The organism is Novipirellula artificiosorum, from assembly GCF_007860135.1.
In the GTDB taxonomy this organism is placed as follows: domain Bacteria; phylum Planctomycetota; class Planctomycetia; order Pirellulales; family Pirellulaceae; genus Novipirellula_A; species Novipirellula_A artificiosorum.
Genome location: NZ_SJPV01000003.1, coordinates 549,547 through 571,304 on the forward strand (window position 1 = coordinate 549,547; position 21,758 = coordinate 571,304).

General features: G+C 54.5%; 16 protein-coding genes. 15 read left to right on the forward strand and 1 reads right to left on the reverse strand.

Translation table 11 applies throughout. The annotated features are described in order from the left end of the window. The first annotated feature begins 97 nt into the window (after window positions 1-97). The 6 genes from Poly41_RS34040 (at window position 98) to Poly41_RS11885 (ending at window position 6,084) form a co-directional block, all read left to right on the forward strand. Window positions 98-550: a hypothetical protein gene (locus tag Poly41_RS34040; RefSeq protein ID WP_197231238.1), complete on the forward strand. Its 453-nt coding sequence runs from the start codon at window positions 98-100 to the stop codon at window positions 548-550. 413 nt (window positions 551-963) lie between these two features. Then, a complete protein-coding gene (locus tag Poly41_RS11865) occupies window positions 964-1,983 on the forward strand; it encodes a metal ABC transporter solute-binding protein, Zn/Mn family (RefSeq protein WP_146526370.1) in 1,020 nt (339 codons plus the stop codon). Next, the gene (locus tag Poly41_RS11870) at window positions 1,980-2,750 is read left to right on the forward strand and encodes a metal ABC transporter ATP-binding protein (RefSeq protein ID WP_146526371.1); all 771 of its coding nucleotides are present in this window, start codon (window positions 1,980-1,982) and stop codon (window positions 2,748-2,750) included. The genes Poly41_RS11865 and Poly41_RS11870 overlap by 4 nt, the downstream gene beginning before the upstream one ends. Then, on the forward strand, window positions 2,747-4,225 hold the full coding sequence (locus Poly41_RS11875) for a metal ABC transporter permease (protein WP_231615612.1): 1,479 nt from the start codon (window positions 2,747-2,749) through the stop codon (window positions 4,223-4,225). Before Poly41_RS11870 ends, Poly41_RS11875 begins: the two co-directional genes overlap by 4 nt. 3 nt (window positions 4,226-4,228) lie before the next feature. Continuing rightward, window positions 4,229-5,554, forward strand: a complete 1,326-nt coding sequence (locus tag Poly41_RS11880) for a metal ABC transporter permease (RefSeq protein WP_146526372.1) — start codon at window positions 4,229-4,231, stop codon at window positions 5,552-5,554. 254 nt (window positions 5,555-5,808) lie between these two features. Beyond that, entirely contained in the window at window positions 5,809-6,084 is a 276-nt protein-coding gene (locus tag Poly41_RS11885) for a hypothetical protein (protein ID WP_146526373.1), read from the forward strand. A gap of 26 nt (window positions 6,085-6,110) precedes the next feature. On the opposite strand, the gene Poly41_RS11890 is transcribed toward Poly41_RS11885, so the two are convergent. Further along, window positions 6,111-6,608 (reverse strand): DDE-type integrase/transposase/recombinase, encoded by a 498-nt coding sequence (locus Poly41_RS11890; protein WP_197231239.1) that lies wholly within the window; start codon window positions 6,606-6,608, stop codon window positions 6,111-6,113. A gap of 707 nt (window positions 6,609-7,315) precedes the next feature. Between Poly41_RS11890 and Poly41_RS11895 the strand changes: the two genes are divergently transcribed. The 9 genes from Poly41_RS11895 (at window position 7,316) to Poly41_RS11935 (ending at window position 21,636) form a co-directional block, all read left to right on the forward strand. After that, on the forward strand, window positions 7,316-8,197 hold the full coding sequence (locus Poly41_RS11895) for an Rpn family recombination-promoting nuclease/putative transposase (RefSeq protein WP_197231240.1): 882 nt from the start codon (window positions 7,316-7,318) through the stop codon (window positions 8,195-8,197). A 927-nt stretch (window positions 8,198-9,124) separates the two neighbouring features. Then, window positions 9,125-11,617 carry a family 78 glycoside hydrolase catalytic domain gene (locus tag Poly41_RS11900; RefSeq protein WP_146526376.1) on the forward strand — a complete coding sequence of 831 codons (2,493 nt, stop codon included), beginning with the start codon at window positions 9,125-9,127 and terminating at the stop codon, window positions 11,615-11,617. A gap of 265 nt (window positions 11,618-11,882) precedes the next feature. Beyond that, window positions 11,883-12,482, forward strand: a complete 600-nt coding sequence (locus tag Poly41_RS11905; protein WP_146526377.1) for a glycosylhydrolase-like jelly roll fold domain-containing protein — start codon at window positions 11,883-11,885, stop codon at window positions 12,480-12,482. 186 nt (window positions 12,483-12,668) lie between these two features. Further along, complete coding sequence (locus tag Poly41_RS11910) at window positions 12,669-14,405, forward strand: hypothetical protein (RefSeq protein ID WP_146526378.1); 1,737 nt, start codon at window positions 12,669-12,671, stop codon at window positions 14,403-14,405. Between the two features lie 246 nt (window positions 14,406-14,651). Continuing rightward, window positions 14,652-14,870, forward strand: coding sequence for a hypothetical protein (locus Poly41_RS11915; protein ID WP_146526379.1), 219 nt, complete (start codon window positions 14,652-14,654; stop codon window positions 14,868-14,870). Between the two features lie 36 nt (window positions 14,871-14,906). Continuing rightward, window positions 14,907-15,755, forward strand: coding sequence for a sugar phosphate isomerase/epimerase family protein (locus tag Poly41_RS11920; protein WP_146526380.1), 849 nt, complete (start codon window positions 14,907-14,909; stop codon window positions 15,753-15,755). Window positions 15,756-16,213: 458 nt separating this feature from the next. Next, a complete protein-coding gene (locus Poly41_RS11925; RefSeq protein ID WP_146526381.1) occupies window positions 16,214-18,193 on the forward strand; it encodes a sialate O-acetylesterase in 1,980 nt (659 codons plus the stop codon). An 848-nt stretch (window positions 18,194-19,041) separates the two neighbouring features. Beyond that, window positions 19,042-19,530, forward strand: coding sequence for an RpiB/LacA/LacB family sugar-phosphate isomerase (locus Poly41_RS11930; RefSeq protein ID WP_146526382.1), 489 nt, complete (start codon window positions 19,042-19,044; stop codon window positions 19,528-19,530). Window positions 19,531-19,776: 246 nt separating this feature from the next. After that, window positions 19,777-21,636 (forward strand): sialidase family protein, encoded by a 1,860-nt coding sequence (locus Poly41_RS11935; protein ID WP_146526383.1) that lies wholly within the window; start codon window positions 19,777-19,779, stop codon window positions 21,634-21,636. The last annotated feature ends 122 nt before the right edge of the window (window positions 21,637-21,758 follow it).

The window sequence follows — 21,758 nt, forward strand, 5'->3', positions numbered from 1 at the left end:
ACGGTCGTTATGGGCAACTAGCGTGAATGATAGCACGGGGGGCTTTCGCCGACTTCTCTCCCTCACCCAAAAACGGGTATCCCTCAGAGGTTTTTCCATGAATAAGCTCTCCATCGCCATCGTGGTCGCAATTGCGGCGGCCCTTTCCTCTGCCAATTGTGCATCGGCTCAATATCCTGGGTTCCTTGGCGGCTACGGCTGCGGATCCGGCTACAACTTTTACGGTGGATTTGGCGGCGGTTACCGGACCCCGCCCTATTTTGCAATGCATCCGCCGGTCTACTATGGTGCCCGGTATGCGCGTCCGTATGGCATGAGCCCGTTCCCGGCATCTCCCATGGTCACCGCACCGGAAAGCTACCGCGGCCGATTGGAATCCGAATTCATCCAACCGGGCGTTCCTCGCGTCAACCATAGCAGCAATCCTTGTGTCAGTTGCTCCACCGCTTTCAGCGTCGAGGAGCCTGCTCAGGGACCGGTTCGCAGCAATCCGTTTGTTGAAGGCGAAGCAACGCCGGACCAATTGGTATCCACCGGCGCGGTGCGCTGAATCGCGGCGTTTGCGCCGCTTGCATTGTGCGATCACGAGGCTGCGGAGCTTCCCCGATTCGGCTCTGGCTGGGGAGCTGCGGCCTTGGGCTGGGGGGGCCCTCTCACCATGGTCATCTGGCATCGACTTCATGGAACCGGCTTGTTTGGGCTGTGGCCACCCCGCGGCCGCCTGGCAGGTCACGCCCGTATGCGGCTCCCTCGACGAACCGGCCGGAATTGCTAGACTGATAGGGGATACGGGTTGTTGGCCATTCGCTTTGCGGGGGCAACAGCCGTCCGAATCGGTACCGGCATCCTCTTTTCTTGGCACGGCTCTTTTCTTATCAGCTGACTTTGCAAGGAGACGAAGGTGGCGGTCCGTCGACGCCGTACGACGCTCCTCTTCCGCTTTCTTGCCAACAGGCACCTACATTGAAAATTTGGATACGATCCTTTGCTGCCGTCTTGGTGATCCTCTCGACGGGCTGTTCGCGATCCAACAGCAAATCAGCGTCCCAGTCATCTCCGCCACCGGTCTTCGCCAAGGAATACCCCATTGCCGTCACCACGACGGTTGGAATGGTGGCGGACATTGTGCGTCATGTGGGGCAGCAACACGTTCAGGTGACTCAAATCATTGGTGCGGGCGTCGATCCTCACCTTCACAAAGCCAGCCGCGATGATGTGTTGGCGATGATGAACAGTGACGTCACTTTCTACAGCGGTTTGATGCTAGAGGGCAAAATGGCGGATACGTTTGAGAACATGGCGAAGAGCAAGCCCGTGATTGCGGTGACCGAGAAGATCGATGAGGCCTACCTGCTCGAACCGGAAGACGTGCGTGGGCACCATGACCCGCACGTTTGGATGGACGTTTCGGCATGGTCAAGATGTGTTGAGGTCGTCGCTGAGACCCTTTCCGCATTCGATCCTCCGCATGCCGACGACTATCGTTCGAACGCCGAGGTCTATTCGCAACAACTCGTTCGCCTGCATCAGTACGGACTTCAAGCCATCGGCTCCATCCCGGCGGATCGTCGAGTGCTGATTACCTCGCACGATGCCTTTAACTATTTCGGACGCGCCTACGGGCTGGAAGTGCTTGGGGTCCAAGGTTTGTCAACCGAATCCGAAGCGGGCCTGCAACGGATCAATGAACTGGTTAAGCGGATCGTTGACCAGCAAGTCAAAGCCGTCTTTATCGAAAGCAGTGTTCCGCCGAACAACATCAATGCCTTGATCGAAGGTGCGAAATCAAAAGGCTACGATGTTCGTATCGGTGGCGAGTTGTTCTCGGATGCAATGGGCGCAGGGGGGACGTATGAAGGGACCTACGTTGGGATGCTCGACCACAACATCACCCTTGTCGCACGTTCGCTTGGCGGAACGGCTCCGGCAACCGGCATGCTCGGTAAGCTCTCGCTGAATTCGCAAGAAAGTCCATCGCCGTGACAGAATCGGTCCCTTTGTCGGTTTACGATTTGACCGTCGCTTATCATCGCAAGCCAGTGCTTTGGGATGTTCAGTTTGACATTCCGGCCGGTTCGCTTGTTGGCGTGGTCGGGCCAAACGGGGCTGGCAAGAGCACGTTACTGAAAGCGGTGATGGACTTGATTCCCGTCGCTTCAGGCCGTGTCGAAGTGTTCGGGCAACCCTATCGCGATGCTCGGCAACGCGTTGGCTACGTTCCTCAGCGAGAAAGTGTAGATTGGGATTTCCCTGTGGATGCGGTGGATGTCGTCGCGATGGGACTCTACAGCAAGATCGGTTGGTGTTTACCCGTGCGAAAGAAACATCGACAAGCGGCAATGCAGGCGCTCGACCGAGTGGGGATTGCCGATTTAGCGCGTCGGCAAATCAGTCAGCTGTCAGGCGGCCAGCAACAGCGAACGTTTCTTGCTCGAGCGCTGGTACAAGATGCCGATCTCTATCTGATGGACGAGCCGTTTGCGGCTGTGGATGCGGCGACCGAACGAGCGATTGTTGAGATTCTGCGTGACATGAAGAGCCTTGGAAAGACGGCGCTGGTGATCCACCATGACTTGCAAACAGTTTCGGAGTACTTCGATTATTGCGTGATGTTGAACATGCGAGTGGTCGCACACGGCAAAGTCAATGATGTGTACACCAACGAAAATCTACAGAAAACCTACGGCGGTCGTTTGACGCTGTTGGATGAGGTCACCGAAGCGATGCGTCGTCAGGAGCGATCGTTGTGATTCGCCGACGTTCGTTTCGTCATTTGGCCGTAGGGTCCGTCTTAGGGATCTTGCTGCCGTGTGTTCTCGCGACGAGTCTGTTCGCCGCGGACGGGATACCGAACCGGTCGCTTAACGATCAGGCTTTTCACTGGCCTCTGTGGGATCAGTGGGCTGACCTCTTTCTGCTGCGTGACTACAACACCAAAGTGGTGGTGATTGCGACGACCCTGCTCGGATGTGCCGCCGGCGTGGTCGGTACCTTCACTTTGCTGCGCAAGCGCGCGTTGATGGGCGACGCACTCTCTCATGCGACGCTTCCCGGCATCGCGATCGCCTTTATGATTGCAACCACAATGGGTGGAAATGGGAAATCGTTGCCACTTTTGCTGTTGGGGGCAAGCGTCAGCGGAATGTTGGGGGTCGCCGTAATTTTGCTACTTCGCAATTTCACCCGATTGAAGGAAGACACGGCGCTGGGCGCCGTGCTTAGCGTTTTTTTTGGTGCCGGCATGGCACTGCTTGGCATCGTTACCCAGATGCAAGGTGGCAACGCCGCTGGATTGGAAGCATTCATTTACGGCAAAACGGCCTCAATGGGATTTGATCAAGCCGTGCTCATTTCGTTGGTTGCACTGATCTGCACCACAGCTTCGGCATTGCTATTCAAGGAGTTCAAGCTACTTTGTTTTGATGAGGGATTCGCCGGTTCGCGTGGCTTTCCTGTGATCTTGCTCGACCTTGCGTTGATGGCCTTAGTCGTGCTGGTCTGCATCGTCGGGCTACAGGCCGTTGGACTGATCTTGATGATTGCTTTATTGGTCATTCCCGCTGCCTCGGCTCGTTTTTGGACGGACCGCATGCAATGGATTGTGATGATCTCCGCGGCACTCGGGGCCATGGGAGGCATGCTTGGCGCGGGAATCAGTGCCGTTTTTTCCAAGCTGCCCTCAGGTGCAACCATCGTATTGGTATGCGGCGTCTTCTTTGCGTTTAGCCTTGTTTTCGGCGTTCGCCGTGGGTTGTTGGTGCGGTTGCTTCGTCGTCGTCGTATGAACAACACGGTTAACCGTCACCACTTGCTTCGTGCGCTTTACGAATTGTCCGAACCCCAAAAGGCCCCATCGGCAAACGCGTTCATCGCCTTCTCGGATCTGTTGACTCGCCGTAGTTGGTCGCCGACCAAGTTGAATCGTTCGATCAGACGAAGCGAGAAGGCGGGACTCGTTGAACGAGCGAAGCACGATGTTCTTCGCTTGACCGACAAAGGCTTCGCGGAGGCAACAAGGTTGACTCGGGAGCATCGACTTTGGGAGATCTATTTGATCACCTACGCGGATATCGCCGCCAGTAAAGTGGATCGAGACGCGGATGCCATTGAACACGTTCTTGAACCTGAGATTGTTGAAGAATTGGAAACGTTGCTTCAGAAGTCGCAAGCGCGGGTGCCCGACAGTCCGCATTCCCTTGAACCCGCCGTTTCAAAGGAACGCTAATCAATGATCGCGATCAGTTGGACTTGGCAACTCGATGGTTGGATTGTTCTTGCGGGAGCGCTTTGTGGCATCGCGTCATCGCTGCTAGGCAATTTCTTGGTCCTTCGCCGCATGAGTATGCTGGGCGATGCGATCAGTCACGCGGTGCTACCCGGATTAGCCGCCGCGTTCATGATCACCAGCAGTCGTAGTAGTTTTCCCATGTTCCTTGGCGCAGTCATCGTCGGCGTCATGACGGCATTTTTTAGTGAGTGGATTCGAGGCGTCGGTGACGTGGACGAGGGCGCGTCGATGGGCGTGGTCTTCACGACGCTGTTTGCTTTAGGGTTGGTCATGATCGTTCGGGCGGCGGACCACGTTGACTTGGACCCAGGATGCGTTCTATATGGAGCGATTGAACTCACGCCGCTTGACACGATGAACGTTTTGAATTGGGAAATCCCTCGGGCGGTCGTCACGCTCTCCATCGTCACAATCCTTAACCTGCTTTTTGTGATCCTGTTTTTCAAGGAGCTGAAGCTGAGTTCGTTTGACCCAGCACTCGCGACCACAACCGGATTCAACGCACGATTGATGCACTACTTGTTGATGATTCTGGTTGCCGTGACGGCGGTCGCCAGCTTTGAAAGCGTCGGAAACATTCTCGTGGTTGCGATGTTTATCGTTCCGCCCGCATCCGCCTACATGCTGACCGATCGATTGACGACGATGATCGCGCTGAGTGTGATCATCGCGTCTGCAGCAGCCGTGCTCGGACATCTTGGCGCGATCACGGTCCCTGGTTGGTTTGGATTTCGAAGCACGTCCACGGCGGGCATGATGGCGGTCGCCGCGGGGGGTATCATGATCTTGGCGGTGTCGTTGGGGCCCCGCCACGGTGTGCTGGTCAAGCGAGTGCGGCACCGCTTGCTGACCCTGAGTATCTTGGCCGAAGACGTTGTTGCGTTGTTGTATCGGGCGGAAGAACGGGGGCAATCGATCCGGATGGACGTCAATCAGCTGGCCAGCGTTCTTCTCTCCGATCGCTTATCGGTTTACGCTGTTGTCCGTTGGCTTGTATACCGAGGCGACATCGTCCGATCCGAGGATCACGATGCGCTGTCCTCATCGGGGCGTCAGTGGGCGGTGGGATTGGTTCGATCGCATCGGCTATGGGAACAATACCTCGTCTCACTCGCCGGAGTCGATTCGACGCGAATTCATCATGCCGCCGAAAGCCTCGAGCACTTTACGGACGCAAGCCTGCGCAGCCGGCTAGACGATGAGACGAACGCACCAACCGTCGACCCCCACGGCAGCCCGATTCCGGATGAAAATCCGGCACGCTAATGAAGCGGCAATCTTCAGTCGTGACGAAATACGTTTCATCGCGAAAATGGGGGATTAAACGGATCTCATCGTTTTTACCGAGAGCGCGAAACCTACCCACTGGACGTGCTTTTGCCCAGCTGTTTGTCAAAACATTCTGGATTTTTTGTTCGAGTTCTCGGCGCGGAGGGCGGATTTCGGGAAACCTGCGGGAAGCCGTGCTCGACTTGACCCTCAGTCGGCTTTGGATCTCCCGTTGGGAAGCGATCTCACGGTTGAGATCAGTCGTTTTTGAGTTTGTCGGCGATCTCTTGGCGTACCTTCAGACAGTTGGTGTGATGGGGTTGGTTGATCGTTACATTTTGTGGTGTCGTCAGGTCGCCTTGATCGGTGGCGGGTTTGCTCCAATGGAACTCGGTAGTTCTTGGCAAACGCTGCACGATGCCGCAAGATTGGAATCGCGGCGTGCGACTATTGCTTTCAATCGTTCGCTCTTCAATCGCTCCGGCACATTGCCCCCGGTGCCAAAGTACATTTCATCCGGCGTTTGACCTTGGAACGCTGAATGCGGTAATTGCTAATTGTGCTGCTCGACATAAAATGCAACGAGCCTTGTGACGTTGGCAAACGTGTCGAGTGTGTTCAGGAAAAGCCACTGGTGTTTCAACACTCGCCACCATGCTTCAATCATCGAGTTTGAAAAGGTGATTTCGGTTTGTGCCAAGATTCGTTTTAACTGCAAGTCAGCGATAGTCGCATCGACAGTGGCGTTGTAGTTCTCGACCCCGCCATCAACGATCACCGCTGGCATCTCCGATTCCCCGATTCCCGTGGCGGCCTGGATCAATAGTTCTGCAGTGATCGATGGATCAAATGCTTCGCTTGTCTGCCATGCGAGGATTCGTCTGGAGAAATTGTCGACTACGGCATGCAGGTAGATCTTGCTTCCGTCGAGCAATCGAATCAAAGTCGCATCAATGTGCCAAAGTTCGTTTGCCGACGCAGCCCGGATTCCGATTTTCGGCTTGGGCGGATGCACTCGTTTCCGGGGACGACGCCAATTGTACTGTCGCATGAGCCGGTACCAAGTGCTGGTTGATGCGTAGACCCTTCCCAACCGCTGCGCCAATCGAGACAGAGTACTTGTGGGAACGTGTCGGTAGTCGTCCGACGTTGCCATCTCTCGGATGGTTGCGATTTCCGTTGACGCTTGTTTGTGTCGGGTGGCTTTTGGGACACGATGAATAATCGGTCAGTTCGCAAGGCTTCCGATTTCGCCAAGCATGATAACGTGAAGGCGAAAGTCCGATGGTTCGGAGAACTCGCGTCAGTGGAATCGCTTTGCTGGATCGGTCAATGGCACGCAGAAGGCGTGACTTGTTCTTTCCATCAGGCAGTCTTTGTCGCTCGAATGAGAACGCGGTCAGTTTCAACAAGACCAAAGCCACTCGCAACCAAGCTCGCAGGACTTCATTTTGCCGTTTCAGTCGCGCGATCTCGGTGGTCAAACTTTCGGTTTCCGAATGCTGGACGTGCGAAACGACTGGTCCACAGTTATGGTGGCGCCAGCCATGAATGGTCGAACGGGGAACGCCCAGTTTCTTGGCTGTCAGCAGGTCTCCCGAATCGTGGATGTAGTGGCGCAGTCGATGATCATAAGACCGTTGTTGTCGTTTTGCAGTAAGCATGCGGTGGGGGTGGGTGTAGCGGAGAGACGCTATGGGGCTCATAATTGGTTTAGCGTTTCCAAATATCCTAGTTCGTCCCTTCACCAAATTCGCCATGTCCATCGGCATTGATCCGCTTGTTGATTTCGCGGCCAAACGGCTGCTCGGGAGCCCAGAACACTGGCGGATTACGGTGCATTTCTTGAACGCGATGCTGCGGTTTGCCAACCCAATCGTTGACGTAAGGATTCTGAACCCGATCAACATGAAGGACTTCGACGTCGACAAACTGTCGATTCTGGACATCAAGGCAACCGACAGCGTTGGGCGGCGATACAATATCGAGGTCCAAACCACTCGCCCGCTGGGGTTACCGAAACGTTTGACGTATTATGCAGCGAAGCAATTGATCGAGCAGTTGGGTGAAGGTGACCAATACGCTGACCTGAACCCGTCAATCAGCATCTGCATCCTCGATTCTGTCTTGTTCCGCGAAGAACCCGCATTACAGCACGCATTTGAACTTCGTACGGATCGGGGGCTTTCGCTCAGCGATTGCTTGCAAGTTCACGTTTTCGAGCTACCCAAGTACGTCGTTCCGAGCGATAATAAGCCTATCACCGATCCGATAGAGCAGTGGTTGTATTTTTTCCGTGAGGCGGCAAACCAAACCGCCGAGCAACTGGCCCGTCGGTTGCCGGGTGCCGTGTTCACCGAAGCCGTAGGAGTGTTAGAAATGATCGCCAAGAACCCAGAAGAACGCCAAGTCTACGAAGACCGGCTCAAGGCCGAACGCGACGAGTGGGCGCGAACCGAGCAGGCGAAGCTCGACGGAAAGCTCGACGGAAAGCTCGAGGAGCGACTTCGCGTGGTCAAAATGTTACGGGACATCGTCGGCGAGACCGATCCGTCGGACTCGGATCTTGCGGGGCTTTCGCTCGATCAGTTGGGGCAACTAGAAACCACCTACCAGCAGCGACTCCGCGACCGAACCTGACGCGAATCGACTCCCTGTTGTTAACCGGAAACGGATTTGTCTTTCGCAGCGGATAAAATGACCTCTGGTTAACACACCGCTGTTAACCCGCTCCGAGAAATTCCGCGACCGTCCGAATCGCAAACAGGCTTGACCGAACAGAACGGATTTGCTGTAATTCGTTAGGCGTCAAGGACTTACAGAATCTAGCGAGTAAGCATTCGCGGAAGTTGTGGTGAGAGCGAGTTGATCTGGCGGTGAGTGGCGGGATTCTCTATTTGGGGGTGCATGAGTGCTTCGGTTTTAGAATCTCAGTCGGTTGATGAACGTCTAAGGTCACGTCGGTGACGCAGACCAACAAGCGCTTGACGATTACGAAGCTGCGCTCGCCGAGGCGGACGCGATGGCTGCCGGGGACCCTGACTTTGAGCGGTAGGTAGCCCCTTCTCGGCGAAGGCCAGAAACGACATCCGTGTGTTGCGCACGCCCCTATGGGGGCCTGCGCGGCAGCGCTATCTTGCTACCCAAGATGTGTGTTTCGGGCTTGGCGGAATAGCTCGCTACTCTTGGTGGAAGTCCGTACTACGAAGTTGCGGCAACCCTCAAATTAAGGTGTGAAAGACCACTCGCGCATCATCCCGTCTTGCTTTTTGGATAGCGGAACTCGCCAAGAGTTTCGGCCGTTCTCGGAATCACCGAAAGTCTTGGCGACTACCGCTACGGCCCAACCCCAAATCCTGGTGTGGATGAAGCACTCGTGTTTTTCCGCGCCGTCCGAGATTGATCCGGCAAATTACAGCAAAATCGCCCACAAAATGGCGCTGGACCAACTGGGGCATTACCTCCCGCGGAGTTAGAATCGTCCGCCAATAAGCCGACAAGCTCTTTTCAAGTTACGTTACGTTACCCGATTCGCATCTTCAGAAAACTGATTGCCCGATCAACAACATGAGACACCAAGACATTTTCGGAAAACTCGTAGCCCCGGCGTTAATTCCCCTCTTGTTCCTTGTCAATTGTTTCGCTCAAGAATCAACTCACAATTCAATCTCCAAGCCAACGATTGAGCAAGACGGTTCCGCCGAATTCGAGGCGATGGTTAGCCGCGGGTACACGCCCTTGTTCAATGCTAAGGACTTCACTGGTTGGCGGAATCCCTATTCCCATGGCGAAGCGAAAGTAGTTGATGATGAGATTCACCTCCTCGCCGACAAGAAGTTTTTCCTGGTTACGGAGAAGAAGTATGCGGACTTTCGGCTGAGTGTTGAGATTCACCTTCCCGAAGGCGCTGCCAATTCGGGTGTCATGTTCCGATGCCATGTCGACCCAGACGCACAGAAGAAAGTCTTCGGCTACCAGGCGGAGTGCGATGGATCGGATCGGCGGTGGTCGGGCGGCCTCTATGACGAGGCACGACGTGGATGGATTTGGCCAAGTACTGCAGGACGTTCGGAGGAACCGTTCCTTGAGCACGAAGAGGAATCCAAAGCGGCTTTCGCTGATCCCGCAATCGCCAATGCATTGGATCGAAATGGCTGGAACCGCTTTGTGGTCACGTGCATTGAAGATCGCATCACCATCGAGCTGAACGGCGTTCCCACCGTCACCTTCCGCGACACAACCGATGCGTCGGGATACCTCGGTATCCAGCACCACGGCGAACAGGGACAAACTTACCGCTTCCGCAATCTATTCATCAAAGAGCTGCCCGAGATCCCAGCAGAAGACTCCATCTCACTCACCGATCAGTCGCCTGTGTCGGTCAAGAAAATTGACGAAAACGTCACTCTTGTCGATTTTGGCAAAGTCGCGTTCGGAAACGTTGCGCTGCGTGTTCCCCGCAGCGGCAGAGGGATGGGCAAGGTTCATTTCGGCGAAAAGCTCGTGGACGGCCGAGTCGATCGTGAGCCACCAGGAACCGTCCGCTACGGCGTCAGCGAATTTCGCAAGGGTAGCGGAGAGTTCGGAACTTGGATCGTGCCAACACCCGTGGATGTGCGAAACACAGAACAGGCCGGAGCGACGCGTGCTCATCCACCGGCGGTGCTAACGCCAAAGTCCTGGTTACCCGTCATGCCATTTCGGTGGGTGGAAATCGAAGGCTGGGAGGGAGAGTTCAAGCCTGAATACATCGTCCGCCGTGCCGCGTTTGCGTCCGATTGGAATGACGACGCCAGTTCGTTTGAGTGTTCTGATGAGACGCTCAATCGGATTTGGGAATTGTGCAAATACAGCATCAAGGCAACGACGTTTGCAGGAGTCTACGTGGATGGCGACCGTGAACGCATTCCGTACGAAGCCGACGCGTATCTGAACCAGTTGAGTCACTACTACGCGGATGATGAAGTAGAAATGGCCGCAAAGACCTTTGACTGGTTGATCGAAAACGGCACATGGCCAACGGAGTGGGCGCCGCATATGGTGTTCATGGCTCATGCCGAGTGGATGTACTCTGGCGACCTCGAGTGGCTCAAGCATCGCTATGAATCCTTGAAGGCCAAGACGCTGATGCACCGCAGTGGCGAGGATGGCTTGGTTCGCAGTGCCGAAATCGATCAAAATCGGCATGATATCGTGGATTGGCCACAGAAAGAACGCGATGGATTTGTCTTCACCGAGATCAACACAGTCGTCAACGCTTTTCATATCGAAGCACTCGAGCGGATGGTCGAAATGGCTCGTGCAATCGGAAAGAGTGAGGATGCGGAGGCCTTTGCAGCTCGAGCGGAGCTAGCGAAAGCGGCCTTTCAGATGACGCTTTTCGACGAAGCAGCGGGCATCTACCGGGACGGTGTGGGCACCGACCACAGCAGCATCCACGCCAACTTCTTCCCACTCGCGTTCGGGCTGATTCCTCAGGACAAACTTGCGGGAGTCATCGAGTGGCTTGAGCAGAAAGACATGCAATGCAGCGTCTATGCGGCTCAGTATTTCCTTGATGGCCTATTCAACCACGGCAGCGACCAAAAGGCAATCGACTTGATGGTCGCGGATGGCGATCGAAGTTGGAAACATATGGTCAACAGCGGAACGACCATTAGCTGGGAAGCTTGGGACTTGAAGTACAAGCCCAACCAAGACTGGAACCACGCTTGGGGTGCTGCGCCTGCAAACCTATTGCCGCGGTGTGTGCTCGGTGCTCAGCCGGAGACCCCAGGCTGGACCAATGCGATGATCCGGCCTTGCCCCGGCGGTCTCAAGTACGCTCGCGGCCGTGTTCCCACTGTACTTGGTCCGATTGAAATCGATTGGAAGAACGAGTCGACTTTCACACTCACGCTTGCACTTCCCAAAGGCATGACGGCGCGCGTTGAGTTGCCAGCGGCAAACCGTACAACAGGTGTCTTCGTGGACGGAGTATCTGTCCAAGCAATGAAGACATCAGATCGTTGGATTCTGAAGGATAAGATCACCGGCACGGTAACGATCGAAGCCAAGTAAGCACGGCCGAACGATGCCAATGCACTCGAGTATTCGACCTTCAGCTCGTGAAGCAAGCGGAGGTCGAGTCCGTTGGGTCACGTCACAGTATCCGAGCAGCAAGAAATGAAGAAACGAACACTCACCGCGGCAGCCAACAAGCAGTTCCCAATCTCACGATGTTGGCTTTATCTTGTTTTGTATCTCTCGCCTTTGGCACTGCAGCGACGGATCCGATCGCCGAGTTCTGTTTCGCACATCGTTGGATAAAGAAAAAGTAATTCGTGTGAAATCGGTGCCTGATCCGATTGAATCGACAGGCCCTTGGGACGTCAGCTTTCCGGAAAATCTTGGTACAACCAGCAATGCAAAGTTCGATGAATTGATCTCATGGTCTACTTCGCCCGACCAAGGGATACGCCATTTTTCCGGAACAGCAACCTATCAAAAACAGTTTCATCTTCCCAAACAGCTGATCGATCCGAACCTTTCGCTTGAACTCGATTTGGGAAACGTTGCTGTGATTGCACACATCTTGATGAACGGCGAAGACCTTGGCATTTTGTGGAAAGCTCCGTTCCGTGTGAGCCTCGATGGTTGTGCCCGCGAAGGAGTCAATCATTTGGAAGTGAGAGTCACGAACCTGTGGCCTAACCGGTTGATCGGAGATCAACAACTTCCAGGCGATGTGGAACATCGAGGGCCAAACGTCAAGCGATGGCCCGACTGGTTGCTAAATCAAACCCAGCGAAGTTCTGGCCGTTTCGGCTTTCCTGGCTACCAGCACTACCAACAAGACTCTGATTTGATCGTATCGGGTCTGCTTGGCCCCGTGACGGTGCGTTCGTATGTAGAAGCCGAATTGTACGACACTCAGAACGATTGATGAAACTGAAAGTGTCTTCAAGATGATCAGCAACATCATGCGAAGCTATGTTGCTTTAGCCTTTGCCTTATTGATCCAGAGCTGTTTCCTAAATCGAGCATTCGACGCAGTTCGTTCTCGCGTCGTTCCATTGGTATACTTATTGTATTGGTTCGCTACCCATCTTCCCTCACGGCCGAGACTGACATGTCAAGTTTGAGTCGCCTTGCGATCGCAATCGTCTGCTTTGCGCTGATTTTCCCCAGCAAGTCGGCTTCGGCCCAACGCGGTCAATTGATCGAAGGCTTGTTCCGTACATTGGCCGAGACTCAGCTGGAACGCGAGAGAATCAAGCGAATGGAAGCCGAGAAACGAGCCGATGGGCAGACGCCCACGCCAGCCAAAGATCCGTATCGAGTTCAATTGCCATCAGGATTCGGTACCACGCCAGCTTTCAGCGGCCCCGGCACCAACATCAGGCCGCCCGTTGATCGCAAACAGTTGTCAATCAATGTCCGTTCGCGTGAAGCGGCCCAATACGCAGAGAACTTGGTGAGGTTCAATCAGCGATTCTCGCCATTGGTTTCTGAGTTAAGATCCGAAGCAGCGGCTCACCCGGAAATCCGCGGTTTGTTGTCCGAAGCGTATGCGATCGCGGCCGACGGAAACGCGCTCCTGGAACGTTGTGACGGACTTTCGTCGCTCACGCCAATCGTCGATCCCTATCGTGAACTTGACACTCGCTATCGCCAATTCTCTTTCAACCTACAACGAATCAGCGGCCTGAGCCATCAATGTACCGCCGCCATTGAGCAATGTGATGAACTCTGCGGCTTGATGGGAGCTCAGCTCAACATTCAGCCGCAATACGATCGCCATGCATTGCACGACGTGATGCTAAAGGCTTGCACCTACATGCAAGCGTTAGAGGACGATTTGCAGATCGCGGTCGTCTCTCAGCACGAATGCCGGCAACTGACACACGACTTGCGATTGTTGCGTCAACAATTGGTCAACGAAGCTGGCCGTGTCGACCAATCGAGCTATGACGAAATCGTTGATCGGTTCACCGAGATGGTGGGGCAATGGCGTTCCTTTAGTGGCCGCGTTTACGCACAGAATAATCCTCACCTCGCGCGTCGACTCGATCGAATCAGTGAATGCGGTGAAGAAACTTATCACTTGCTGCGGATACAGCCTCCGATTTCACAGGACGACCTCTTGGCTTCCGGTCATCGCTTACACCAAAGTATGGAAAGTGTCCTTGAGCAACTAGATTTTCGATCTTTGGTGCGACTGAAACCAGAAGAGCAATTGCGAGTGTTGGAATCGACTCGTGACCTGTACCATCAATCGGAACGGTTTCACACCCTTTGCGAGAAGCGTGGGGATCGCAACCAGATGCGTGATGTGTTTGCTCAGATCGATCAAAGCTGGGGTTCGCTCTCCGAAAGTCTGCAGCAGATCCCCTCGCTGAACCGTGGAACGATTGCGGAGATTGACCGCGCGTGCCAGCAACTTCGAAGTGACTTTGGCATCGAAGGAATTCACGCTCCCACCAGCAGCTTAGGTAACTTGGTGCAAGCGGCCGCAGCGTTGGAAGGAACTGCCGAGTACTTGGACGAACAGCTGAATCGATATCAAAAAAGTATCAGGCCGAGTTCGTATCGTGATTCACTTCGTGGCGCCGCCAGCGATCTCTACCTGCACAGCAAGAGATTGCACGAGGCGTTGGACACGCGTGGCCGTCTGAACGATCAGCGATTTCTTGGGAAACTGCAAGACGAAGCCGAAGATCTGGTCGAGGCTTGGAATCAATTGAGCAACGATCTGGAGCACATTGACGGACATGGTCTTTCGTCGTTCGAGGCGTCGCGTCTGAAGAGTGTTCAGCGACAGGCGGTTCCCTATGTCGCAGAAATTGCTGCCGCCCTGCTGCAATGATTGCCGCTTGACCCTGCGGACTCGATGCACTCCGCCACGAGTTTCGCTACCTTTAAGAGCTGAACGTTCCAAAGCCAGAAACTCAAAACCCACTATGCAAACACTCACTCGAAAGACGCTCGCGTTTGCTGCAGTATTTTCTATCTTCCCCTGCGTTTCTCATTCCTCTGCGGCGGCGGAGGATGCCAGCGAAAAGGTCAACTTCTTGATCTTCGTCGCCGACGATCTCAATAAGGAATACTACGGTTGCTATGGCAACGAGAAGTCCGCGTCGCCGACCGTTTCGCCATGCATTCGGATGAACCTACCGGTGACCCTACGATGTACACCAACCCGGCGATGCCACTGGATCAGCTCGAGGAGTATTTCGCCAACGAAAACAAAGACAACGAGCGGCCTTTCTGTGTCATGGCCACCAGCTACTATCCTCACGTCCTGCTCGACTTTAACAATCGGCTCTCGTAGGTCGATTGACTAACTCTTACTTAAACAGGCTGAAATATGAAAACAATACTTGCCTCCTTACTGTCATCTCTTTGTATTCTCTCTGCCACCACGATGCTGGCTGCCGAGCCGCTGTTTCCGCAGGCACCTGGAATGGTTTCCTATACGTATCGTAATGAGTTCGAGAAGGACTTTGAAGGAACGCTCGATACGATTGCGGCGTTGGGTATTACGGACATGGAATTCTCAAACCTGTTCGGTAAAACGGCGGCGGAAATTCGCACGTTGTTGGACGAACGGGAGATGAAGTGTTCCACGCTGGGTGTCAGCTACGTGGATGTTCAAACAAAAACCGAAGAGGTCGCCAATCATGCCAAAACGCTCGGTGCTTCCTTTGTAAGAGTTGCTTGGATTCCCAACCGTCAGCCGTTCACCTTGGAACTTGCCGAACAAACGGCTCGCGAATTCAACGAAATCGGACGGCGTCTGCGAACGGAATTTGGCTTGACGTTCTGTTACCACAATCACGGCTACGAGTTTGTGACGCACGGTGAAGGTACGTTGTTCGATGTATTGATGGCAAACACCGATCCACGAGACGTGTTCATTGAACTCGATATCTTGTGGGTCAAGTTTCCCGGTGCCGATCCAGTCGCAATTCTTCAAAAGTATGGCCCAAGGATCAAGTTGCTGCACTTGAAGGATCTCAGACAGGGCATAGTCGGCGACATGTCGGGCCATACCGACGTCGAAAACGATGTCGCACTTGGCGATGGTCAAATCGACATTCCCGGTGTATTAGCCGCAGCCAAGAAGGCAGGAGTTGAGCACTACTACATCGAAGATGAAAGCCCCAGTATCAACATTCAAGTACCCAAGACGATCGCCTATTTGAAGTCTTTGTAGGTCGCATGATAAGTGTGCCAAGTCCTGGATGCTTCCCCGCCGCTTGTTTTTCGGTCGTCAACTTGATCGTCCCACTCGTTTGCGAGAGAATGGTGAGCGAGAGAATTCGAGTTCATTTCGGAACAGCCTCGTGGACCGTCAAGGTTAAAACTGCGAGTTTGGATGTAGTGGACTTCGCCAGAAGTCCCTAAGCACATTTGAGTTATGGATTTCTGGCGAAATCCACGACCCTGAAATTTGATACTGACGGTCCACTCGTTGGACAGCGCCACTGTTATCTTCGTGCTTGTATTTGCAACGTGTCCGCTCCATAGTGGCGTTGTCCAGTCACCTAGCCGAAACCCACGACGTCACCGCAGCCGGGGTGTCGGGGTTGCGATGGGGTGATGATCGACATTCGCGGCAACTCATGCGTTCTGTGAAATTGCCACACCCACCTCCCACCCTCTAAGTCCAACATGAACCACTCGCCACTCACCAAGCACCGCGTCCTTTTCACAATGGGTCTTCTGCTGCTGACCGTCGGTTCGATCTATGCCGACGGGACGCATCTTTTTGTTCTTTCCGGCCAATCGAACATGCAGGGATTGAAGCCAGAGGAGTCCTTCACTCCGATGGTGGAGGAATGGTTTGGCATAGAAAACGTCATCGTTGTCAAGGACGCGTTGGGCGGCCAGCCGATTCGGCGTTGGCACAAAGCATGGCAGCTTGGCGAAGGTGACAACCCGAAGCAGATTGGCGATCTTTACGACCAGTTGATGGCCAAAGTGAACGAGGCGATCAAAGACGAGGAAATTGCTTCGGTGACGTTTCTTTGGATGCAGGGAGAAAAGGACGCGAGGGAACAGCACGGTGATGTGTATGCCGCCAGCTTCAATGGTCTGCTCGATCAGCTCCGCGCCGATTTGGGAAGGAATGAGATCAATTTTGTCATCGGTCGACTCAGTGATTTCGGACTTGAAAATGAGGACTATCCAGATTGGCGGAAAATGCGAACGGTACTCGTTGATCTGGCTAACTCCAGTCGTCGCGGTGCTTGGGTCGATACGGATGATCTGAACGATGGAAGAAATCGGCGCGGAAAAGAAATCAAGGATGACCTCCACTACTCTGCCGAAGGATATGTCACGTTTGGCAAGCGACTGGCGGACGCAGCGATCCAGCTGATCGAGAAGAATGACGTTCTTCCCAAAATTGAACCGCCCTACTACAGCGTACGTTATCAGGGATCGCGTGAACCAGGTAGACTTCTCTTTCCAGTCCGTTACACCGTCTGGGTCCCACCCCATGTTGAAACACTACGTGGTGTGGTCGTTCACCAGCACGGTTGTGGCGTAGGGTCTTGCAAGTCAGGGCTGACAGGTGCGTTTGATCTGCATTGGCAGGCGTTAGCAAAGAAACATGACTGCGCGTTGCTGGCCGCGTCGTATGAGCAACCGGAGGAGGCCGATTGCCAGCTTTGGTGCGACCCACGCAACGGCTCTGATGCTGCGTTTCAGAAGTCACTTTCCGATCTCGGCGAAGCGTCGGGTCATCCTGAACTCGCCGAAGTGCCTTGGGCGTTGTGGGGCCACAGTGGCGGCGGCGTTTGGGCCGGAACGATGACGCTTCTGTATCCCGATCGCGTTGCGGCGGCGTGGTTGCGTTCGGGGGTTCCGCTATTGGAACCTCGCGGCGAACATCCATCGGCCAACACGGTCGAAGTCCCCGACGAGCGTCTCGAAGTGCCAATGATGTTGAATCCAGGCACGAAGGAAGGTGTCACCGTGAAAGAAGGCCGCTTCGCCGGGGTCTGGCCTCGGATGGAAACACTGTTTGTCGCCTTGCGTGGTCAAGACGCACCGATCGGAATCGCTGTTGATCCGCTAACCAGTCACGAGTGTGGCAACCAACGCTACCTTGCCATTCCCTGGTTCGACACGTGTCTGGCCGCACGATTGTCAGGTAGCAACACCCAAACGCTGCGAGTCATGCCTGCTGACAATGTATGGCTCGCACCATTGCTGGGCACCGTGGCATCACCCGAGACGGATTATACCGGCAACAAGAGCCAGGCTGTTTGGTTGCCAAACGAATCATTTGCCAAAGCGTGGATGCAATACACGAAAGACACTGCGGTAACGGACACGTCTCCGCCACCAGCGCCAAAAAACGTTCGGGCGACCGACGGTGAAATCACTTGGGTTGCCGAAGCCGATCTCGAAAGTGGCATCGCGCACTTTATCATCCTTCGCGATGGCAAGGAACTCACGACCGTTCCCAGTCAATCGAAAAATCCGTTTGGCCGTCCCCTCTTTCAAGGCCTTCAGTACAGTGATACGCCTTTGCAACCACTCGTTCCGATGCGATTCACAGACACGACTTGGGTAGCGGGCCAGAATCACGTTTACAAGGTGATTGCGGTCAACACCGTTGGGCTGAAGTCGCAGCTGCCTTGATCCAATCTTTGCCGCTCTTTTCGACAGGCTACTCGCCAGACGCAGTTGCTGCGAGCTTGGACGTCGGAAATGCAGAGCTCAATATCGTGCCCGACAAACCCTGGTCACAGAATATCCTGCCGATTTCCGGTCATGACGCGAAGGCAAGGACTTTAAAAACGGCAGTCCCGGCGACATACGCCATGAACCCACCAAGCTTTGGGCAGTTCCCAAACGGGAGTGCATTCATCGAGAACACGTTTGCCGACCTCAGCCTACCCGGCGATTGGTGCGTGGATCGTCGCACGCGAAGAGTTTTCTTGATCCCACGCTCCGATAAACCGGGCGATCCTCCACCATGGCACTCGGCGTACCAAGGATCGCTTAGCTACGTGGGGCGGCTGGCTTTGGGAATGCCAATCCGACTACAATGCTTATTGGAATACTAAGGACCCAAGTTGGGCCAATGCGTTCTTTGCCGAGGTCCGTTCGAAGGGCTCCGACAAAAATAGTCTTTCCGTCGATCCGGGTTTCATGGATTGGCAAAACGGCGACTTTCGTCTAAAACCGAACGCGGGAGCCCATCGAGTTGGCTTTAAGCATCGCGGGATCCATAACAACGTAGTGGACGAGGCCACGAGTCCTGCAACACGGGACTCGTGGCCTCGTCCACTACCAAAGTCGTCACTTGTTGTTCACGCGATGCTAAGGAGATCGACGTCAGCACGTGTGGGTTGACGAATGACTTCCCGGTCTGGCTGGCTGAAGCTTCCTATCGCAACTGACAAGCGGCCAAAGTGGCAGGATTGATCCGCGACGAGAGTTCGTCATCGTGGGTCGCAAGTTACACATCGCATAAAGAGAACACGATGAAACTCGTACTCGCTGCGGATCCGATCGCCTTGAATCTCAAGGACGCGATCCTCGCCCACGTAAAAGAGAAGGGGCATGATGTGGTCGATGTCGGCTCAACGCGGGAGACGAACGTCGACTACTTTGATTGCGCTCAAACCGCGTGCAAGTTGCTGCAGGCCGGACAGGCTGATCGGGCGATCCTCTTTTGCGGAACCGGCATGGGGATGTCAATCATCGCCAACAAATTCGCGGGAATCACCGCGTCCGTGGTCGAGACGATCCATTCGGCCAAGATGTGTCGTGCGATCAACGACGCCAACGTGCTCGCACTCGGGTCGATGCTCTGGGGCGAGTGGAATGCGAAGCTGGCCGTAGATGCGTTTCTTGAGACGGAGCTGGCGGATACGTTACCCGACTTCAAGGACTACCTGATCAACGCCAAGGCGAAGATTCAAGCGATCGACGAAGCGAACCTCCGAATCCCGTCACATCCGACAGCATGACCTTTTCGGCGGCGACATCGACAAGGGGGCATCGGCCCTAACAACAGCGATAGAATAAGAGCTCGAAGTGGCACTTGTCGATTCAAGGCGCAAACTCGGAACGAAAGTGGAAATGGCATGAGGAGACATGCGATTTGACATGTCAAAACGAAGCAGCTTTAATGTGCTCTTTCCCCCCGCCACTTCAACAGCGGCGTTTGCCCTGCTGCCCGCCAAGGTCATCTCCCTCACCCCCAAAGGGTTTGCATGTTCCGCAGCCTGCTTTCGCTGACACTGTTCTTCATCACTTGGCCGATCACTGCTAGCCACGCGGTGGATGTCGAGAACAAGTTTCAAGAAACCGACTGGCGCAACTTGGCCAACGCGGTCGCGGTGATTCCCGACGAAGGCTATTGCGACCAGCCTTACTTGGTCGTCAACCAAGAGGGTGATTGGGTCTGCGTCATGACAACCGGCGCGGGAGACGAAGGAGAGCGGGGGCAACACATCGTTTCAACGATCAGCACGGACAACGGTCGAACTTGGTCGCCGCTGGCCGACATCGAACCGGCTGACGGGCCGGAGGCATCGTGGGTGGTTCCTGTGATCAGCCAATCGGGACGTATTTACGCGATCTACACCTATAACTTCGATGATTTGCGTCAGGTCAAGGACTACACGGGCAAGTTGATTGACCGTGTCGACACCATGGGAAAATTGATGATGAAGTACTCCGACGATGGCGGTCGTACTTGGTCGAGTGAGCGATATGAGGTCCCCATGCGGAATTTCAAGATCGACGAGAACAACATCTATGGTGGCGAGCGACAATTCTTTTGGAGTATTTCGAAACCGATCACGATCGGCAACGACTTGTTCATGGGCATGGGCAAGGTCGGCAATTTTGGTAAAGGGTTCATGCACACTTCCGAAGGATGCGTGCTGAAGAGCCCGAACTTGATGACCGAGACGGACCCGAAAGAAATCATTTGGGAAACCTTGCCCGAAGGCGACATGGGGATCGCCGCACCAGCACTGGACGGGATTCCCGGCGGCGAGGTCGCCGACGAGCACAATGTCGTTCCGCTCCGTGATGGATCGCTGTTTTTGACCTTTCGAACCGTAGCCGGATACGCCGGTCAAGCCTACAGCCGCGATGGTGGGAAGACTTGGGAAACGAAACCACTCGAATTCAACCCCGGTGGACGAATCATCAAGCAACCGCGATGCCTGAACAAGGTTTATCGCTTCCGTAACGGCAAGTACGCGTTGTTCTTCCACAATAACAGCACGACCAGCTATGGCGGTGTGGTCCGCGGCAACCGCAATCCGACCTGGATCTGTGGCGGCGTCGAAAAGGACGGCTCCATTCATTGGTCGCAACCCGAGGTGTTTCTTTACGACACCAAATATTTCCACGGCATTTCGTATCCCGATTGGCTTGAACACGACGGACGCTATTTTATCTCCGAAACGCAAAAGCAGATCGCCCGCATTCACGAGGTGCCCGCGGACTTTCTAGAATCACTTTGGAATCGGGCGTTGCGAAGCGAAGTCGCCGAGGAAGGAATGGTCAAATCGTATGGACCCGACAAACTCGCCACCGGTGCAAGCGTTGGAATCCCTTGGCTAAACCAAATCTCGGCCGGTGACGGTTTTGCGATTGAGTTGTCATTTACTGCCGGTGACTTGACCCAACGTCAAGTGATTTTTGATTCGCGATTGCGGAACAGACCACCACCCGCGCATGGCGCCCGTTTGCACCGCGGTCAGGGGATCGAGATCGCGGTCCTACCCGACGGCCAAATTGAAGTGATTCTCGATGATGTCGCCGGCCAAGTGGTGCACCAAAGCGGCAACCGCGTGATCAAACCCGGTGTTCGCAGTCACGTCGTCTTGAACGTCGACGCCGGATCCAAGGTTTTGTCCCTGGTCGTTGACGGAGAGTTGCTCGACGGCGGCAAAAAACCGTATGGCTTCGTTCGTCTGTCGCCGTACTTCAACGAGGTCAACGGGGAAACAGAATTCACCATTCCCGAAGACGTTGAGTTTCATCGTTTGCGATTCTACAACCGGCATCTGAGCACGACCGAGGCGATCGGAAACTACCGAGCGGGTAGTATCTAAGCGAGTAGTAACAAGCAGTCTTGCCGTCGCGTTTTCTTCTTGTATGAAGATATTCGTGCCGGTGTGAAGAGAATCGTGACGCTGTCCAGCCAAACAGCAAAAGAGCGGCGATTTATCAAATC

Coding starts and splice junctions, on each gene's coding strand:
- Poly41_RS34040 (WP_197231238.1), top strand. CDS start 98: ATGAATAAGCTCTCCATCGCCATCGTGGTCGCAATTGCGGCGGCCCTT.
- Poly41_RS11880 (WP_146526372.1), top strand. CDS start 4,229: ATGATCGCGATCAGTTGGACTTGGCAACTCGATGGTTGGATTGTTCTT.
- Poly41_RS11890 (WP_197231239.1), bottom strand. CDS start 6,608: ATGCGACAGTACAATTGGCGTCGTCCCCGGAAACGAGTGCATCCGCCC.
- Poly41_RS11895 (WP_197231240.1), top strand. CDS start 7,316: ATGTCCATCGGCATTGATCCGCTTGTTGATTTCGCGGCCAAACGGCTG.
- Poly41_RS11900 (WP_146526376.1), top strand. CDS start 9,125: ATGAGACACCAAGACATTTTCGGAAAACTCGTAGCCCCGGCGTTAATT.
- Poly41_RS11910 (WP_146526378.1), top strand. CDS start 12,669: ATGTCAAGTTTGAGTCGCCTTGCGATCGCAATCGTCTGCTTTGCGCTG.
- Poly41_RS11920 (WP_146526380.1), top strand. CDS start 14,907: ATGAAAACAATACTTGCCTCCTTACTGTCATCTCTTTGTATTCTCTCT.
- Poly41_RS11925 (WP_146526381.1), top strand. CDS start 16,214: ATGAACCACTCGCCACTCACCAAGCACCGCGTCCTTTTCACAATGGGT.
- Poly41_RS11930 (WP_146526382.1), top strand. CDS start 19,042: ATGAAACTCGTACTCGCTGCGGATCCGATCGCCTTGAATCTCAAGGAC.
- Poly41_RS11935 (WP_146526383.1), top strand. CDS start 19,777: ATGTTCCGCAGCCTGCTTTCGCTGACACTGTTCTTCATCACTTGGCCG.